General features: G+C 56.7%; 12 protein-coding genes. All 12 read right to left on the minus strand.

Features of this window, described 5'->3' with window-relative positions; genetic code table 11:
• Window positions 1–254 precede the first annotated feature (254 nt).
• The 12 genes from ACRCWW_RS05075 to ACRCWW_RS05130 all read right to left on the minus strand — a co-directional run bounded on the left by ACRCWW_RS05075 (window position 255) and on the right by ACRCWW_RS05130 (window position 16,755).
• Window positions 255–1,664: a VasL domain-containing protein gene (locus ACRCWW_RS05075; protein WP_438681437.1), complete on the minus strand. Its 1,410-nt coding sequence runs from the start codon at window positions 1,662–1,664 to the stop codon at window positions 255–257.
• Window positions 1,665–1,728: 64 nt separating this feature from the next.
• Window positions 1,729–2,202, minus strand: coding sequence for a hypothetical protein (locus ACRCWW_RS05080; RefSeq protein ID WP_438681438.1), 474 nt, complete (start codon window positions 2,200–2,202; stop codon window positions 1,729–1,731).
• A 37-nt stretch (window positions 2,203–2,239) separates the two neighbouring features.
• Entirely contained in the window at window positions 2,240–2,689 is a 450-nt protein-coding gene (gene tssE / locus ACRCWW_RS05085; RefSeq protein WP_438681439.1) for a type VI secretion system baseplate subunit TssE, read from the minus strand.
• Between the two features lie 45 nt (window positions 2,690–2,734).
• Window positions 2,735–4,522 (minus strand): hypothetical protein, encoded by a 1,788-nt coding sequence (locus ACRCWW_RS05090; protein WP_438681440.1) that lies wholly within the window; start codon window positions 4,520–4,522, stop codon window positions 2,735–2,737.
• Entirely contained in the window at window positions 4,522–5,043 is a 522-nt protein-coding gene (locus ACRCWW_RS05095; RefSeq protein WP_438681441.1) for a DUF3304 domain-containing protein, read from the minus strand. Before ACRCWW_RS05095 ends, ACRCWW_RS05090 begins: the two co-directional genes overlap by 1 nt.
• Window positions 5,044–5,092: 49 nt before the next feature.
• Window positions 5,093–5,914: a DUF4123 domain-containing protein gene (locus tag ACRCWW_RS05100; RefSeq protein ID WP_438681442.1), complete on the minus strand. Its 822-nt coding sequence runs from the start codon at window positions 5,912–5,914 to the stop codon at window positions 5,093–5,095.
• 2 nt (window positions 5,915–5,916) lie between these two features.
• Window positions 5,917–8,259, minus strand: a complete 2,343-nt coding sequence (locus tag ACRCWW_RS05105; protein WP_438681443.1) for a type VI secretion system Vgr family protein — start codon at window positions 8,257–8,259, stop codon at window positions 5,917–5,919.
• Window positions 8,260–8,263: 4 nt separating this feature from the next.
• Window positions 8,264–8,791, minus strand: coding sequence for a type VI secretion system lipoprotein TssJ (tssJ, locus tag ACRCWW_RS05110; protein ID WP_438681444.1), 528 nt, complete (start codon window positions 8,789–8,791; stop codon window positions 8,264–8,266).
• A 75-nt stretch (window positions 8,792–8,866) separates the two neighbouring features.
• Window positions 8,867–9,946, minus strand: a complete 1,080-nt coding sequence (tssG, locus tag ACRCWW_RS05115; protein ID WP_438681445.1) for a type VI secretion system baseplate subunit TssG — start codon at window positions 9,944–9,946, stop codon at window positions 8,867–8,869.
• On the minus strand, window positions 9,910–11,679 hold the full coding sequence (gene tssF, locus ACRCWW_RS05120) for a type VI secretion system baseplate subunit TssF (protein ID WP_438681446.1): 1,770 nt from the start codon (window positions 11,677–11,679) through the stop codon (window positions 9,910–9,912). The genes tssG and tssF overlap by 37 nt, the downstream gene beginning before the upstream one ends.
• Before the next feature lie 84 nt (window positions 11,680–11,763).
• Complete coding sequence (gene tssA, locus ACRCWW_RS05125) at window positions 11,764–13,383, minus strand: type VI secretion system protein TssA (protein WP_438681447.1); 1,620 nt, start codon at window positions 13,381–13,383, stop codon at window positions 11,764–11,766.
• Window positions 13,384–16,755 carry an ImcF-related family protein gene (locus ACRCWW_RS05130; protein WP_438681448.1) on the minus strand — a complete coding sequence of 1,124 codons (3,372 nt, stop codon included), beginning with the start codon at window positions 16,753–16,755 and terminating at the stop codon, window positions 13,384–13,386.
• Window positions 16,756–16,782: the final 27 nt, after the last annotated feature.

A 16,782-nucleotide genomic window follows, 5' to 3' on the forward strand; every position in this document is an offset into this window, starting at 1 on the left:
ATCCTGTCGTCGGAATCCTGCGTTTTTCGCTTTGAAAACAATTGGTCAACACATCTTCCTGATAACGAGCCCTCTGGGGAGTCTCTCAATGGCAAGACTGAGAACGCGGGTAAATAAGATTAAAGAAGTACTGTGCTTTAGATTTAACCGCAATTCGCCCAGCAAAAACATCCCTCCCTGCCGGATACGCATTCGTATGACTCATATGTAAAATGGCGAGTAAATCACTCAAGGGGAAAATACGCACTCGTAGCTCACTCGTTGCGCTGAACCATAGCCTCCGACACGGGCTTGATCGTCGAAGCCTGTTGCGCCGACAACTGTTCCAGCAAATGGATTAACGAGTCCAGGTGATGTGAAACCTGCTCAATATTTGCCTGCGGGGCATCAGTCTCTGCAGACGCAGAAATCAGTTGCCGAAACTGTTCTTCCGCCGGAACCGCACTGGCAAACGAGCGGGTGATACGCCAGACAATCGTCTTCAGTTCGCTGCCCGTCATGTATTTACCTTTTTGTCTGTCCAGCGCATCCAGTTGTGCTGACAGCGCCTGTAGTTGCATCATACCGTCGTGCCAGCCATTCAGCTCGCCTGTCGGCAGCGCTCTTGATGCCTGATAGCGTTCCCAACGCAGAACAAGCGCCCGGGTCGCCGGGTCATCCGGCCACAGCGCCTTCGCCTGAGAGACCATGCCCCGGCCATAGCGAAGCCGCCAGCCGGGTGCCAGAGTCGTTATCCAGTTGACCTGGCTGGACATACGCGCAAGCCACATCCGGGCATGCGTCTGGCTGTTTCTGGTTCCGCGGTAGGCTTCAATCTGGGCTGGCGTCATAGGCTCCGGCACCCAGGCAACTGATGCCGCCATCGCCTGTACCGCCTCATCCTGGCGGTGAAAAGCCTGCCAGCCGAACACGCTGGCGGCGCAGAGCACCAGTGAGGTAACCATACCGGCAACAAAAACAGGCCAGCGTTTTGGTGACACTGGCTGTTCTTCAGCCACCTCAACCGCGATTTCCGGCTCTTTTTGGATGACATACACCAGACGGCTTGCCGGGGCGTCTTCCGTTATGACCCCTTCCTGCTCAGACACCATGGTGTCAGCAGGAGCATTCTCTGGAAGGGGGCTGTTCTCCAGACGGCTCAACGCGCTGCGTAGTAACTGCATCAGCGGATTCATCTGGCAGGCATGTTCGAGGTCCTGACGTCTGAGGATGCCCTTCATCTCCAGTAATCGCTTCTCAGCAAGTACCAGGGCCGGTACATCCGCAGCTCCTAGTGAAAAAGTGCGAAACAGCTTCTGTACGCGCTGCAGGAGGCCGTTGATTATCTCTGCCCGAGCATGGATCTGCTGTGGCCATAACTGAGCCCACTGATGATTCAACAGCGCCGTCAGAATGGCCAGCCCCTCGTTCAGGCCACTGACCCGCGCCAGATGGCTGCGGGCAAGGGTGTACCAGGCCCCGGTCTGCAATTCCACACCGTTGATTTCAAACAGGGAGATAGACAGTTTTTCCACCTGCTTCCAGTCGACGTCCGGGCGTGCCGGATGCGTCAGCTTACTCATCTCTTCGCGCACTGCCATAAACTCTGACAATGAACGCGGGTCGCCACCGGTTCTCACCTGGCGGGGTTGTTCGTCATGCATGTTTTGGGTATCCATGGGCATAAAAAGAGAGCCTGGTTCAGGGTCAGATACCGGTGCTACTCAGGCGACAAAGAGGCTCTGTGGTTCACTCTGGCAACACCGGCGCAATGACCTCAAAAAAGGCATCTTCGCCGAACAGCACCCGCAGGCCAGCAGGTTTGCAGACGGATGCATACGTCCACTCAGCACTCTCGGCCGAGCGCATGAACAACCGGCATAAAGCAGAAGAGTGACCTCCAACAACCAGAGTGACTTCCACACAGCCAGTCACGCCCTGCCCGTAAAGAAATACAGGGGTGAATTTTACTATCCGATTTTCATAATGAAGTGCAAAGCTGGGGATCGGGAACGCGGCGCTGCTGATGAGGATTTCCGTCAACGTGCATTGAACGTCAGCGATGTGGATCCCCGTACCAGCAAGCCAGGTTTCAATATTTTCCCTGAGTTCGCCCAGGCGCTGGCGAAACTCGGCCATATCGGCCAGTCCCTTTGTCGCATAGCTGCTTGCCTGTGGTTGGGTATCCTGGAGTTTTTGCAGAAATCGTGCTTTTGCTGACATAAATGTATTCTGGTCTTTTGTCGGAGAAGGTGGCGGACTAGATGTGATCCTGGCGGCCAAGGTAGTTTTGCTGTTTCATGTGGCGCACAAGCACCCTGCCCTCCGGCATGAATTCCGTGCCATACCGCACCAGCCCGATCCCCTTAAGTTCAGCATCGATGGCGTAGCGCAGCTCACCGGGGATTTCCTGCTCAAGCAGTACGACATCAATGGATTTCAGGCGAGGCTCATATTTCAGCAGGACCGCTGACAGCGTCGACATCAGTTTATGTGCGGTACCGGGAAGTCCCTGCAGAATGGTAGTCATATCCGGCAGGCCGTAGTCCGGCAAATGCGCCAGCGTGCCGGCGCGACAGTTAAGGATCCGTTGCAAGTTGTCCAGAACCGACAGAATGACTTGGTTTTCTTCGCTGATCTGCTGAAGGTCGAGATCTCCGACAAAATTACCGTAAAGCATCTCGCATAATGAGGGCGTATTTCGCGTCATGGTTTTCAGTTCTTTAGTTAATGACGTTGTAGGGATTTATGGTGATTACGCATCAGGCTTTTCCATTGAACGAATAACAAGGAAATCCTCAGAGATTCCACCGTCTTTCTCCACTGCCTGCCTGTCATGGACAAACCAGGCATACATTTCTGGGGGCGCAGTATCAACAGGTAAAAGTTGAGGCTGGTTCATCTCCGCAGCGTGCGCATAATCGATAAATCTTCTTGCGCGCCGTAACGCAGGCTCATAAATACCAGGCACTATCTGGAGTCGCTTATCATCTGGATTATTTTCCATGCTGTTTTTCATTTTCAGTGCTGCACTACGGACGTCTTCAAGCCACCCCCAATTTTTATGCAAAACGTTCATTTCATGCTGATATTGTCCAGCGGACTCTTTGGCCTGTGGTGATATTCCCACTAACCCTGCTGACGCAGCTGCCGACGATAAAACATCACCTCGTTTTTTTTCATACTTAATACATTCGCTGCGGTATTGATAATATTGCCGCCCCATCCATTCAAAATAACTGTCCAGGTGACGGTTTTGAGCACCAATAGCAACCTCTTTAAAAGGTACCGCCTGTTGATAAACCTTTGTCCACTGTGCAACTGACTTATGGTTGATGCTGTCCTGCATGATGAAATAGCTGGCAACTTCAGTATCCATTTGATCAAGCGTTTGAAAATCTAAAAAAGGAACCCCTGCCATCGTTGCTGCCCGGTACATCCTGTGTAGTGCCACCCGACAAAGCTCTGCGCTTGGCTTTTGTTCATTTGGTTTTAACCCACCGCCCACGTCCTCTGCACAACCTGGCAATAACTCCTCCTGATGCTTATCACTGCTCCCGCCAAGGCAATAAAGGCTACGCCATGGTCTGTTTTCATGCGCAGCGACCAGATGTAATGCATTTTTAACCGTATCTGGCAGAGCGGAGTCTTGATCAACAGATTTATCACCCAGCAGAACACTAATGCCTTTTACTGGTCCAGCGGCGGTGGCGACAAACCAGTCCACACCATTATTAATAGTCGCAGGTGTATGTCGGGAACAATCAAATAAACCAGTAAACAGAATCTCTACAGGGATCTCTTGATAACTATATTTATCACCCTGTTTTTGGAAAACATCCCCAATTAGCGTATCAATGAATTTACGCGCGAGAGTTGCTCCGACATCGTAGCCAAAAAATGAAATGGAAATTAGTTTGATTGGTACCTGGTTATTTGTTTTGGCTCGCTCGAAGAACCGTTCAAAGCGTAATTTAGCCGAATTTAGCCGGGTATCCACACCGGTAACCAGCATGTCTGCAATAACAGGATTATCACGCAGCAAAGGCGTTGCCTCAGTGATGACTTTTTTGGCCGCATTTTTCGCCGTATCAACAGCCAGATTTTTCCACTCAGTAGGGTTTATCAGCTTTTTCCCTGAGTCTTTTAATATTTCCCACCAGTCACCGCCTTTAAGAAGATCAACCCCTGCGTCCTTCGCCATATCACCCGGTTGTGATTTCAAATCATCAATAGCTGAGTTTTGTGCACCATCCATAATGTTATGAATTTTTTCAGTTAATTCTTCATCAAATGGTGTTCCGAGTCCCGATAAATAAAATTTATTATGAGTACTCTGCGGGGTGTCTTGCTTCTGCTCCGGGTATGCTCTGAATAGCCTCGCTACGTTACTAAGGCGTTGTTCAGGTGCGTCCTGATCAATATTTCGATGAATGCCATCAAAAAAGAAACCGACATGCCAGATACGCGAGCAATTCCCTAATCCGGCTTCATCGACCTGTTGTGCACGACTGGCGGCAGCAATGATACTCTCGATATCCATCAGTTATGCTCCTTTTTAGCAGTGGTACCGGCAGCATCAGGGTGCTTTTCATAAGGCGACCAGGCATTATCGCTCCAGCCCAGTAAGACTTTGTCGCCAGGCAAAAAGTGAACATGTAAATCGTTCTCTCCCCACTTTCTTTCCGGCAATGGCATGACAACCCGGCGGGTTTCTTTGCGAAGACCAGCATCGTATTGAGCACGCGTTGTACTTAATGTCCAGATAACTTCCGCAGTTTTCCCTGTGATACTGCCGCAACAGGTGGCACCACCACCGCCATGAGCAAATGCATTCGAACCCGCCACACCGTTAACACTAAAGCCCAGAATAGGTCGATCAATTTCACTGTGAATAATTAACGTCACGCCCCCGGTCGGCGGTCCCCAGACTGCAGCCCAGATTAACCAACCGCCATATGCCAACACCATGACCAGCAGACCTCTCCAGATCCATTTTCCACAGCGGGCATAACCCCGATTTACGGCGCGATCAACTTTATCGAAGGTTTTAAAAAATCCCATATGTATGTTCCGTTATATCCAGGCACTTGTATTGTGCGGAGCTTCAGTTTTATGCATTTCTGAGTTGAGCCAGCATATTTGCCAGAGAGCGCGATCCATTCACCACATTCGGTAATGCAGCCCTGAATGCATCCGATTTCAATATCGCCTTTCCACCGCTGAGGTAATAGAGTGCATAGACTTTCTGATCCATGGAAGATAACAACCCCGCCTCTTCACTCTTTTTCAAAGCTTTTACCACCATCGAATGCTGCGCACATGGCGGAAATATTGAACTGCTGGGCATTTTCTGCCATTCATTCAATACACTGGTCACTTCCGGCTTATCCGTAATCTGCTGCCAGGTGGCTTTATCAAGTTTGACAATGTGACTGGCTGGCACCAATACCTCTGAGGGCTCTATGGTAAGCGCCTGCCATTGCGCTTCGCCGGGGAACCACCATTGGGTGATGTCGTTGAACAGAAAGGTATGCCAGTCGTTCTCGGCACACTGCGCCAGCACTCCGATAACGTGACTTGCATAAAAGCGCGTCAGCGCCGTAGAACCATCAGGTTGCACAATGGTACATCCAGGTGATAACTGTACTGCCAGCGAGTATGAATAACGTTTGGACACAATTACTGCCGCAGAACCTGGCACCAAAGCCAGATAACCAGCTAACTGCTCCACATTATCAATTTCCAGCAACCAGGGGCCGTAGTTCTGAAACTCCGTCAGTTGCGGGTGGATATAGAGCGAATGCATCCTGTCTTCATGCTCCGCTTTAAACGCCAGAAAATCCTCTTCCAGCTGTGCACCGGCTTCAAACAGCAGGCTGATATTATCGTCTGAACTATAGGATAACGCTGTAATAAGTTCTGAACTGTCCATTGTTATGCTCCCTGCACTATCGCATCATTCGCCTGAATAGCCTTTAACAAGCAGGGAATACAAATCTTGCTTTCGATTGGGGGGAACAACTCTGGCATTTTTATCGGCTGTGACGCCCCACCTTCCGTATCCAGTCGGCTGGCCTTGCGGGTATAGGTACCCGCCGTCTCGTATTTAATTTGCCCTTGTTCGATGAGGATGGAGCTCCCGCCACCCACTAGTCGAATTCGCTTCTTCCCGGCCAGCAGCATCTCTTTGGCGGAAATAAGGGTTAGCTTCTGCTCGGCACTCAGGTGCATCACGCCGTTCTGCGCCTGAAACTGCACCGGACCCTGAGCCGAAATCGCACTCAGCTTGCCGTGTTGGGCAAACATTCCCACGCTGTCGCCTGCCAGTCCGGTGATATGCCCCTGGGCCCCGATACTGATGTCACCGCCTGCATTCAGGGCGATATTGTCAGCGGCCGCCAGCTGAAGATGCTCGGCGCTGGTAAAAGCCATCCCCTCAGGTGCTGAGAAGTGGATCATCTCATTGAGGGTTTTCAGGCGAGTGCTGAACATCGCCTGTTGGCTGGCGATATCAACCTCCAGGGCTTTCGCCTGTCGGGTAGCTGTAGCCAGTCCCTCGATTTGGGCGCTGACGGCCTCAATCTCCTGGAGTGCCACGTCCATATCCAGTACATCGCCCTCGCCGTGCACTTTGCCATCGGCGGTGACCAGCAGTCCTTTTGCCACACGGATAACCCCGAACTCATCGGTGCGCAGCTCAAACCCGCTGCCCCGCGGTTCATTCTCTGTGTCGACGATATGGCCCTGGTTCAGCGCCGTAGCCCCGAACGGGGTACTGAGCGCGATATGCTCACTCTGACGCTGGTCTTCCATCCGCAGTTCATTCTCGCCGGCAGTGCGCAGGATGTTCTGACTGCGGTTATCGCGGGTGACCACGTCCGGATGCTCGGAGTCATGGAATGCATGAGCAATGTACGGGCGGTCAGGGTCACCGCCGTCAAAGGCGATCCCCACTTCGGTGCCGTCAATCAGCGGCGTGTGCCAGCCATAAGTTTCCCCTGCATACGGTTTCGCCTGGCGTACCCACAGGTAGTTGTAGCCCTGCTCTGCATCTTCACGACTGAAGTCGAGCTTCACCCGATAACGCCCCGTCTCATCGAGGTGCGCATAGGTGTCGTTCTTCTCGTCACTCTCAACACGGGCGGTCAGCGTGCCGGCGATAAGCGGGCGCGATACAGGCTCAGGTCTGAAGCAGAACTGTTCGCTGTAGGGCATGCCCCACACCGAGACATGCAGACGGGTGTCACGGGCGGCACGGAAGGTGGTGAGCGTAACCACCATCCCCTCTTTCAGCTCCGGCACCTCACTGTCGTCAGTCTCCAGCACCATCCCTGGGGTCAGGTGGCTGGCGTTGCTGAACAGGTGCAGACGGGTGGCGTGATTCAGGGCGTGCTCATGCTGAATGCGGGCGTAAAACGCGCCGCTTTCGGTTTCCGGCTCTGAGGTGGTGTCATCGCCGGCGTCACGATAAGGGCCAAGGTAGCGGGAATGTTCGCCGGTGGTGGCCGCTTCATTTCTGACGCTGACAGTCGCATCCATCGGCGTGCTGGCAGTGCGGTAGTTGTAATCCCGGGTGGCCACGCTGCCGGTGACCGTGTGGTGCCACACTCTGGCGTCCCACACCGCTTCGACCGCACCGTCATGCAGCGCTGAAGGCTCACGGTACGGCAGGTTCACATCAAACTGATACTGCAACTGGCTGTCGCCAAAGGTCACCGTGTCCAGCCCGGTGGTGGTGTTGACGCCGGTGCGGAACCAGATGCCGTCTTCGGCCAGTATTCGCTGGATAAACTGCAGGTCGGTTTCCCGCCACTGGGTGATAAGCTCACGAACCGGGTAAGTGCGTTCCAGGCGGAACTCAAAATCCGACCCTTCCAGCCCGTGGCTGCGCAGGACCTGCTCCACCAGTTCCGGCACCGAGACATTCTGGTACACCGCACAGCGGCGGGTATGGGCGAGCAGCGCCAGGCGTGAGGAGAGCGTGACGGCAAAATGTGTCTGGTCTGCCGTTTCGCTCAGGTGCTCAAAGCCGTTGATAATGCCTTGTACGACCCTGCCACTGAGCATGCTGAGGGTGGCGTACTTGAGCATCACATCCTCGCGACCGATACCTTTCTGCGACGTGGTGAACTCAATGCGCCATTTAAACGGTTCATTCAGCGCTTCGCGCCCGTGGAAGTTCAGCACATCCGGCTTCAGGATGCTGTCGTTAATCTCAAGGCTGTAGCGGGTCTGTCCGTCAAACAGCGCCAGCCAGTTATCGAGAGTGGTATCCATTGCCTTACTCCTTCACCGGAACCAGTGTCAGCCCGGTGCTGTTGAGCTGGATAGTACGCGGCTTGTCCGGGTCGAGGTCGTCGAGGCTCAGCACCAGCTTCCAGGTGTTGTTCCTGATATCCGGGCGGTTAAACAGCCCCACCACCGCCACGAACTTCGCCTCTTCGTTCATCGGCATATTGAGGGTCACGCTGCCTTTGGGCATCACCAGCAGTGACTTGCTGGCAACGATGTCCTCTTTGAGGGTGTTATCCGCATCGCGCAGCAGCTTCTGGTAATCCGCTGCATCCACTTTCTGGCGGTCTTTCAGCTGGTAGACCTGCACCATGGTGGCCAGTGGCGCCTGCGCCTCATCAGCATTGATGGCCGCACGCGGCTCAAAATCCAGATGCAGCACTTTTATTTTTTTGTAGAAGATGGCTTTGGTTGCACTGACCGTGCCGTCCGACACGGCCTGGGTCAGGCCACATGCGGTCAACAGGGAACAGAGCAGCAGCAGTGCGGCGCTGCGCGACAGGGAAGCGAAAGTCATTCAGGGAGTCCTTTTCAGCCTTCAGAAACAGGGGCGTGTTGAATGTGTTGTGTGTCTGTATTGTGTGTCGGAATATCAGTCGAACCGGTAACCACCAGACTCTGCCGGTAACAGGGTTTCGCAGGTCAGGCCTTCATAGGTGCCCAGGCTCACGGTCAGGTGCGTGCGGGTTGCGGGACGGTCACGTTTGAGGCCCAGCACACCGGTACGACCCAGCTGTACCCGGTGAGCCTTACCCAGACGGGGTTCAGGCAGGCAACTGACTGGTACCGTGAGACGCAGGCGGACATCAGAACGGTAACCCATGTACACCCGCAGCAATACCATCAGGTCGGTGTGCAGCTGGCCGCCGGGCAGCCAGCCCTGCGCCTCGTCCGGGTTGTCAGTTGCCAGCATCAGCAGGATGCGGCTGCAGGCCTCCTTGCCGGTTTTGCCGAGCGTGGCCCGCTGTGAGAGCGACACACGGTTGGCTTTGCCGAGTCCACTGCGGCTCTCCACAGAGACTTTGACCGGGTCCGGGCTGATAACCGTGGCCCGGGTCTCCGGGGCCAGCAGGCTCACCAGCTGGCGGATACCTTCGGCATTTCGGGTCGGCAGGCGCATGGTGCCGAGCAGTGCCAGAAAACGGGAAACCGGGGTGGCAACCTGCTCTGCAGTCCCCGGGATGCCCAGACCAACCAGCCCCAGCAGACACTGGGAGGTGTCATCCACCCCGCCCACCTCAAAGGTCGCCGGGTAGGCGTACTTACGCCAGATACGGTAGTACTGGGTGTGAATACGGTGGCTGAAGATATCGAGAAATGCGGTGGTGGCTTCATGCCCTTCCCGGCGCTGGGCGATATCATCGAGATACGCTGTCGGCAACGGCGAGTCCACACCGTACATCCCGAGGAAGGTGGTGTGCACCGTCGGCGACAGCGCCGGAGAGTCTTCATCGGTTTCAACGGCTTTCAGTTCACTGACCGGGAAGCCCATCCCCGGCCACGGGCGAAAGCGCACCGGGTCGGCGGACAGTTTCTCGGTGCTGCCAAGTTTCGGCGCATCCGGGTTTTCCTGCTCCAGCAACTGGCAGAAACGGTAGAAATTAACCCGCCAGATGTCGTCGCGAAGCGCTTCTGTCAGCCCGGAATGTGCTGGCTGTGATTCTCTTTCCATCGCAGTCGTTTCCCTGTCGGTTGCAGTACCAGTGTGAGCTGATTGAAGAGGTGAACATCGGCATAAAGGGCAAAGAAGCGGTGCAGCATCTCGCCAAACAGGGTGACATCCCCTTCCCCGGCAAAGTTATCGGCATTCAACGTGATTTCAATGTCCACCCCGCGCAGCATAAAGCCCTTCTCAAAGCGACGAATCAGTGTGTGCTTCACTGCCACAATGGCGTCCAGGCGACGACGGTTCATCTCATCATCCGTCCAGTCGTACAGCGCCAGGGTGCCGCGCAGCACTTCCGGGTTATCCATCATGCTTAAGAAGCTGGAGCCCAGGTGACTCATCACCCGCCAGTGGAAGCGGTCGTTCGCCGGTGGATACAGCGGCAGGGTAGGCACTTTCAGGTTCAGGACCCTGACCGGCACCTTGCCCGCTTTCACCACCCGGTCAAGCAGGGTGCTTTCCAGTGAGCGGCGCGGCAGCTGGCCGTTGGTACCGGTGATGCGGATGGAAAGCGACTCCGGGGCCTGCGACAGTTGCTCCATCTCGAACGACTTACCGCCGAGGATAAGCCAGGTGTCATACAGTCCTGAGGGACCGCGCTTCACGCGGGTATGGAAGTAACGCTCTGGCGCATCGTGGCGCATCATGCCGCCGCGGTGACGGAAACTGGTGAACGGCACATACGGGTGTTTACCGTTTTTCACCGCTCCGTGAATGGAGTCCACGCTGTAGATTTCAGTATGCCCGTCCTGCACACGCATCGGGCGCAGCAGGTATTCGTTCTGCAGCGGATCAGGTGTCAGCGGGTCAGCTTCCAGCGAGAACAGGTTAATCACCGGCGCACAGTGCAGGCGGAAGTTGTCGGTCTCAAACGGCATGTCAGAGGGCCAGCCACCGTCGAGCACGATATCCGTCTCAAACCAGGTGGTTTTCTGACTCAGGCCGGCAAGCTCCAGACCTTTAAGCTCCACGAACATAAACTTCTCACGGAAACTGAAATACTCCAGCAGCAGCTGGTAACCGCTGAAGGCTGAATCCCCTTTCGGCCACAGACGGTCAGTGTCGTCAAAGCCCATCGGCTTACACCAGCCTTCAAACCGGACCCGCTCGGTGCGGGTTTCAGCATGGCGTACATACATCGCCTGAACCCGGCGGGTCAGCGCCAGATGCAGAGCCGAAGCTACAGGGCTGTCGGCATCAAGATAAATAGCGACCTTATCAATCCCGGCTTTCGACCAGTCCACCTTGTCCGGACACTCAAAACGCAGACGAATGGCGGCGCGACCATCCGGTTCGGTCTGCAGACGGGCCTCACTCAGATGCAACGGCTGCAGCGGGACTTCACGAGTGGTGCGGTACTGACAGACCGTGTTATCGGGCCCGACCGGGCGCGACAGCACGGAGAAGCCGTTTTCCAGCACTTCCATTTTACGCAGCTGGCGCCAGTCCGGCGTAAACGCCACTACAGAGAGCGACGGGATGGTGCGCATGTAATGCGGCCACAACAGGCTCACCAGCCCTTCGGTCAGTTCCGGCAGGTCATCATCGAGCTTTTCACGCAGGCGACCCATCAGGAAGGCGAAGCCCTCGAACAGGCGCTCAACATACGGGTCACGCGCCCCGGTTTTATCCAGATTGAGCATCGCCGCGCGGTCGGGGTGGGCGCGGGCAAACTCTTTACCGGCTTCCCGCAGGTAGCGCATTTCGGCTTCGTAGTAGCGAAGGGTTAAATCATCCATGTACGGAGATCCTGAGTGTAGAAAATATCAAAAAGAAAACAGACGGCGTCACCGGAGGTGATGACCCGTAATGTCAGGAGATGCTTAACCGCACAGCACCATCGCACGCGCCGGATCGAGGGCAATCAGCCCGGCCAGCAGGCTGTCCATTTCCGGGGCAAAACGGGCTTTGTCGCTTTCATTGCGCCCGGCTTTCATGCGCAGCAGACGAAGACGGCGGGCCTGCACGTCAAACAGCAGTCCCGGCTCCCACTCACTGAGCGTCAGCTGTGGAGCACTGTCGGTGAGTTCACCCAGCAGGTGAAGGGCCAGTTCATTGCGCCCGTACTGTTCTGCCACCTTCGCCATCAGAAGGCGAAGTAACCAGCGGCTGCGGGGGGAAGCCATATCCGGACGGCTCTGAAGCCAGGCCAGTGCTGCCTCCGGGCCCTCGCTGTCCCCTTTTTCCATCGCCTCGGTTTCGAGCGCCAGGATGTCATCCGCCTGAGCTGCGGTCGCCACTGCCGGTTCGTCACTGAAACCGGGCATCTCGTCGTTGACCTTTTCAGCAATCCAGGTGAGCGTCACTTCATCGGCAAGCGCCGTGCCATCGTTCCAGGCGAGCGTCTCCAGACCTGGCAGACGTTTCAGCAACAGCTTCAGGTCGCTGAGGATGTACTCTGCCCATTGCTCCCAGGGTGCGCCGGCACGGCTCAGCCCCTGCCACAGATACCACTGCAAATCGAGCCAGAAGCGGTTACCGCCTTCGGTGAACATCACGTCCACCTGCTCCACCAGTTCGGTCCAGCTCTGCTGCAGATACAGGCGTTTAAGCTGGGCGCGATAGTCAGCTTTTGGTGGCAGCAGGCGTGTCCGGCCGCTCGCATCGAGCGCCGGCAGTTGTGTCACCAGATCCCAGCGGGCGGCTTTCATCATCCGGTGGGCGGCAAGCCAGCCCTGAGGCTGATCGACCACCCAGCCGGACAGCACGCGCAACTGACGAACCAGCTCCACTTCCGATTTAACGGCCGCGGTTTCCGGCACGGCAGCGCCTGACATCGGCATGTTGTGGGTGCTTTCACCTGTATGCTCCTGCCCGGATGACGCCACCGGCGTATCCAGCCCGCCGCTACCGGCCAGCCTGGTTTCCAGCGTGCGCAGCAGACCGGCAAATGTGGGGCGCTCGGCCTCCGGCAATTTTTCCAGCGCGCTCTCCAGCAGGCACAGGGCCGCCGCTGTCCGGGCGGTCTCCTCCCGCGTCACGTCAGGCCAGCGCGAGAATGCATCCAGCACTTTCTCACTGTTCAGCCAGTCGAGTGCAGCCAGTCTGGCAGTGCTGCGCTGCGGATGGCAATGCTGCCCCGCCTGCTCCAGCATCGCCGTCAGCAGCAGGATTCCATCGGTCAGACCCGCATCGCCGTCACGCTGCAGGCGGGCCCAGGCATACCAGGTCACCACCCGGATATCGCGGGCATGTCGGGTCAGAATGCTTTCCGTCAGGCGGCAGAGTACATCGGTATCGGTGCCGGAGAGTTTGTTGATTTCCTCACGCATCAGCTGGAAATCATCCTCATAGGTCGGGTCATCCCCGGCCCCACTACCGGTCGGGAGTGGGGTCAGCCACGGCGACCAGAGAGAGAGGCTTTCCCGGCTCTGTGCGAGCAGTGCCGCGCGCTGAGCTTCATCCGGGAGACACAGGGTCAGAAGTGTTTCTGCAGCCGCCATTTATTCGTCTCCGGCAAGCGTGAGCGCACTGTCAGCCGCGCCCACAGAAAAAATGGTCTGCGGCAGGCTGAAGCCCTGCAGTTTGAGTAACGCCAGCGGCCCGTCTCCGAGTTCGCTGCGCATGATGAATTTCAGCGGGTTACCGTCCGGGGTGATCCACACCAGCTGGGTGCGGCTGCTGTCGAGCGGAGTGATCAGCGCCTTATCGAGCAGGCGGATGAAGCCCCAGTTCCCCTGGTTACTTTCATACAGACGCATTTCGGTGCTGGTTGAGCGCCAGCTCAGGTCGACACCCGGATAATAGGTGTTGCCCGGCCAGGTAAAGCTCTGCCAGCTTTCCATCTGGTTGAAGTAATCCAGTTTCTGACCATCCAGCGTCAGCTGGGTACGGGCCACATCGCGCGACGGGCGGGCCATCAGTTCGAAATGCACCCCGGCATCACCCTGGGCAAAGACGATATCAGAGATATCGGCAAGCTTATTGATAGCAGCAAGAAACGCGGGGCTGATGCTCATTCCCTGACTGGCGGCCGGATCCACCACCCAGTGACTGCCTTCCTGATGGAGCATGCCGCCAAGGTTGGTTTTGATGAACGCGGCAATGCGCCCGGAGTCGCTTCGCAGGAACTGAGCCAGTAGCGGCAGTGAGGCATCGCTGCCGGTGGCCTTAAACGGATAGCGTCCGGCAAAGGCAGTGTTCCACTGCGAGACAATGGTGCTCTGCCAGCGGGCATTCAGACTGCCTGCAGCCGGGGCCAGTACCTGACGCCAGGCCAGGTCGAGCGGCTGCACAAACAGCGCCTGCCCGAAGCCGTTCCACTCCTGGCCGAGACTGGCGGCCACCAGAGAGCCGTAGTCACGGGTATCGGTCAGGTCAATGGCTTTGCCCTGGAAGACGGTCTGGGCCAACATCTGGGCCATCGCCTGCGGATCAGGAGCACTGGTCACTTGCTGGAGTTTGAGTCGCACCTGGGTCACACGGGCAAGCCAGGACTGGAAGCTGAGGTTACCGTTCGAGCCGGTCCCGTCCTTTCCGGCCATCAGGCCTGTGAGCGGACCAAACACGCCGTCCAGCGGACCTTTCGGCCCCTGCGCCTGTTCGATAAACTGTTTTGCGTTCTTCTTACGCCCCACCAGTTTCTTCGCCGAGTCCACCAGAGAATCGGCGAGCGCTTCGCCTTTGGCTCCGGTCTGTCCCTGCCAGGCAAGCGTGTTCATCAGCGCCACCAGTGGTGACTGACGTACATCCGCCAGCAGGTTCAGCTGGGCAATGGCCTCCGAAAGTGATGCCGCTTCGTGCCACTGAATGCTGTTGGCCATGTTGAGCCAGGCGTTACCAAAATCGGTAAAGTAACGCTCGGTCAGGCGCTGTTTCAGCGCTTCCGGCGAGACGTCACTGCCCGGCTGATGGGTTTTGTCGGTGAGCACCCAGTCGATTTCATCACGGCGGGTCTTCACCACTTCATCAATCGCATCCTCAACCTGCTCTTCCCACGCCTGACGGGTAAACATTCCCGGCACCACTTCTTCGGAGGAGAACAGGGATGACACATCGGTATCACCGGTCATGTCTGCCAGGGTTAAATCCGGCCAGTTGCGGGCAATGCGCCCGAGCATCTCCTGGTACAGACCCGATTCCGCGTTACGCTGACCAATCTGCTTGAGCAAAATCTGGCGTACCGTCCCTACAAGGGCACGATCGGGGGTAATTTTCCACTCCGGGTGTGCCTGTAAGTTCTGCGCATAGAAGCCGAGCAGCTTCGGTGCCTGGGTCTGCCACACGCTGTCCGGTACACCACTGCGGTGCGGCCAGGCTTTCAGCATATTACCGGCAAGCCAGTTCGCGTCCGCTTTATCGGGACGGGCCAGCATCAGGTAGCCCTTGAGCAGGCTGTAGGTCTTCTGGGTGGCTGAGGTACGCGCATCGCTTGCCGGTGGCAGTTGCACAAAAGCATTTAACTGGCGGTGAAGCTCCTCTGCCAGCGCATCGCGCATCAGCTGCTGGTTATTACGGGCATACAGTGGCCAGAGCATCTTCAACGTGTCGCTGTCCTGATTCAGGCCAAAGCGGGTGTACCACGGCGCACCGTGTACTTCGCGGTTCTGCAGGCGGGCAATCGTCTGTTGCAGCGCCAGCTGGTTACGCAGACGTTCAGGCAAAGGCTGTCTGGTGTCAGCGGCAACACGCGCCGTATCCTGGGCGAGCCAGATTTGGGCGCGGTTGACGGACAGCGACAGCAGTGTACCCGCCCCCCAGAGCAGTACCAGCCCCAGCAGCACCAGGCGCAGTACCTTTTGCCAGTGGAAACCGATTTTGCGGGCATGCACCTGCAGGCTGTCATTCTCAAGCTCCTGCCAGACTGCCGGTGACAGGCGCGCATGCGGTACCGTTTCGGTTCCCGGCAATGCCGGGCTGAACATCACCCCGCGCAGACGATACGGGGCTGGGCCTGACATCAGACTGGTCAGCAGCGGAACCAGAGATCGTCGTAACGAACCGCGCAGGGCTTTTGACAGGCTCAACAGCCAGTGATGCTGTGAATTCTCCAGCAGCGCTGCCACGCCGGGCGTCTGCAATTCTGACGACAGTGTGGTGAGTGTCTCGCGGGTCTCTTCCGTTGTTGCGCCAGCACCAAATAACGCGCCGGTTGGGGGAACGCCCTCCCCGTCATGAGCCCAAACGCCTTCCCGGACAAGCCACAGCCAGACCGGCAACTGCCAGCCCAGCAGGGCATCGGTTTTCTGACGCACGCGCACCAGGGTGTCCTGCTTCGCCGTATCCGGCAGTGCGGCCGCATTCATCACCTGTACCACACCATCCAGCGGACGCTGTGGCCGCACCTCTTTCAGGACGGACAGGAACTCATCATCGGGCACGCTTTCCGGCAGGCCACCGTGAATAAGCACAATCCCGTCACTTTCCTGCCAGTGGTCGCGCTTAAGACCCGGTACCACTTTTTCGATATCGTTATCAGTACCCTGTACCAGCAGCAGACGCACTTTGGCTTTCCAGCGGCGGCGGTAACGCAGGCGCAGATGATCGACCAGCGCCTCTGCCACAAACCGGGAGGTGTCCTCGTCGGTATGTTTTGCTTCAGGCTGAGATGCAGAAGCCTGCTGCCCGGAGGCAACCACATCCAGATTTCCCTGCTTCTCACCGTTCTTCGTGAATACAGTTTCAAGTACCCAACCGATGATCACTGCTGCCAGCATCAGCAAAAGACAAATGATCACAATGCCGGTCCCGCTGATCGGGCCCAGATTGAAGGTGTCCTTGACCCACACCGGGTAGATCCAGAGTGCGCCGCCAATGAGACAGACAGATAACACGCCCAACAGCAGCGTAAGAAGAAAAGTGGATGCGATTTTCATAGATAGAGGAGAGCAATCCCTTGAGAG

The organism is Scandinavium sp. (assembly GCF_051650185.1).
Taxonomy (GTDB): Bacteria; Pseudomonadota; Gammaproteobacteria; order Enterobacterales; family Enterobacteriaceae; genus Scandinavium.

Excerpts from the sequence above, each read along its gene's own strand:
- ACRCWW_RS05075 (WP_438681437.1), bottom strand. The coding sequence starts at position 1,664 with ATGCCCATGGATACCCAAAACATGCATGACGAACAACCCCGCCAGGTG.
- ACRCWW_RS05080 (WP_438681438.1), bottom strand. The coding sequence starts at position 2,202 with ATGTCAGCAAAAGCACGATTTCTGCAAAAACTCCAGGATACCCAACCA.
- tssE (WP_438681439.1), bottom strand. The coding sequence starts at position 2,689 with ATGACGCGAAATACGCCCTCATTATGCGAGATGCTTTACGGTAATTTT.
- ACRCWW_RS05090 (WP_438681440.1), bottom strand. The coding sequence starts at position 4,522 with ATGGATATCGAGAGTATCATTGCTGCCGCCAGTCGTGCACAACAGGTC.
- ACRCWW_RS05095 (WP_438681441.1), bottom strand. The coding sequence starts at position 5,043 with ATGGGATTTTTTAAAACCTTCGATAAAGTTGATCGCGCCGTAAATCGG.
- ACRCWW_RS05100 (WP_438681442.1), bottom strand. The coding sequence starts at position 5,914 with ATGGACAGTTCAGAACTTATTACAGCGTTATCCTATAGTTCAGACGAT.
- ACRCWW_RS05105 (WP_438681443.1), bottom strand. The coding sequence starts at position 8,259 with ATGGATACCACTCTCGATAACTGGCTGGCGCTGTTTGACGGACAGACC.
- tssJ (WP_438681444.1), bottom strand. The coding sequence starts at position 8,791 with ATGACTTTCGCTTCCCTGTCGCGCAGCGCCGCACTGCTGCTGCTCTGT.
- tssG (WP_438681445.1), bottom strand. The coding sequence starts at position 9,946 with ATGGAAAGAGAATCACAGCCAGCACATTCCGGGCTGACAGAAGCGCTT.
- tssF (WP_438681446.1), bottom strand. The coding sequence starts at position 11,679 with ATGGATGATTTAACCCTTCGCTACTACGAAGCCGAAATGCGCTACCTG.
- tssA (WP_438681447.1), bottom strand. The coding sequence starts at position 13,383 with ATGGCGGCTGCAGAAACACTTCTGACCCTGTGTCTCCCGGATGAAGCT.
- ACRCWW_RS05130 (WP_438681448.1), bottom strand. The coding sequence starts at position 16,755 with ATGAAAATCGCATCCACTTTTCTTCTTACGCTGCTGTTGGGCGTGTTA.